Source organism: Kitasatospora sp. NPDC094028, assembly GCF_049543595.1.
GTDB lineage: Bacteria > Actinomycetota > Actinomycetes > Streptomycetales > Streptomycetaceae > Kitasatospora.
In genome coordinates, this window is the sequence record NZ_JBMVFA010000134.1 from 1 (window position 1) to 1,033 (window position 1,033).

A 1,033-nucleotide genomic window follows, 5' to 3' on the forward strand; every position below is an offset into this window, starting at 1 on the left:
GGCTCGTCCTGGCCGGGCAGGAGGCGCCGCCGGTGCGCCGGGACGAGTCCGACTGGCACGAGAGCTTCGAGCTGGTCGGCGAGGAGACGGTCGCCGCGCAGCTCGCCCACTGGGAGCGGATCGCCGCCGATACGGAGAAGTTCATCCGCTCCGCCCCGAGCCTGGACGACACCTTCGCGCTCCCGCCGCACCCCTGGTTCCCGCCGGAGGGCCGGGTCTCGCTGCGCTGGCTCTGCCTCCACCTGATCCGCGAGACCGCCCGCCACGCCGGTCACGCGGACATCATCCGCGAGTCCCTGGACGGGAAGACCGCGTTCGAACTGGTGGCCCTGGAGCGGGCGCGGGGCTGACCGGAACCCGCCGCCGGCCACTCAGCCGCTACCGGGCGCCGAGCCGCCGCCGGCCGCAGGGCCGGTGGCGACCACCGGCCCACCCGGTGACGGTGTCCTAATGGTGGAAGCTCGTCGCCGCCTCCTTGTCCCGGGTCAGCGGATGCGGCTGGCGGCGCAGCTCCGGCAGGAGGCGGGTCAGGTCGTCCAGGAAGAGGTCGGCCAGGTCGTGCGAGAAGCCGTTGCGGCAGACGATGCGCAGGACCGAGAGGTCCTCCCGGTTGGCCGGGAAGGTGTACGCGGGGACCAGCCAGCCGCTCTCGCGCATCCGGCGGGAGACGTCGAACACGTCGTACGCCGTGACATGGTCGGCCGTGGTCACCGCGAACACCGGGAGCTCGTCGCCCCGGGTCAGCAGCCGGAAGTCGCCGAGGCCCTCGATGCGGTCGGCGAGGGAGCGGGCCACGTCACGGGTGGACTGCTGGACCGCGCGGTAGCCCTCGCGGCCCAGCCGCAGGAAGTTGTAGTACTGCGCGACGACCTGCGCGCCGGGGCGGGAGAAGTTGAGGGCGAAGGTCGGCATGTCGCCGCCCAGGTAGTTCACCCGGAAGACCAGCTCCTCGGGCAGCGCCTCCCCGTCCCGCCACAGGGCCCAGCCGACGCCCGGGTACACCAGTCCGTACTTGTGCCCCGAGGTGTTGATG

Annotated in this window: 2 protein-coding genes; one reads left to right on the forward strand and one right to left on the reverse strand. The window is 72.9% G+C overall.

The window, feature by feature from the left end; translation table 11 throughout:
- Positions 1 to 350, forward strand: a 350-nt coding sequence (locus ACPC54_RS42330; RefSeq protein WP_498973105.1) for a mycothiol transferase, incomplete at its 5' end; no start/stop codon positions are given.
- Between the two features lie 97 nt (positions 351 to 447).
- Here ACPC54_RS42330 and ACPC54_RS42335 read toward each other — a convergent pair.
- A partial coding sequence (locus ACPC54_RS42335; RefSeq protein WP_498973107.1) for a pyridoxal-dependent decarboxylase occupies positions 448 to 1,033 on the reverse strand: 586 nt, incomplete at its 5' end.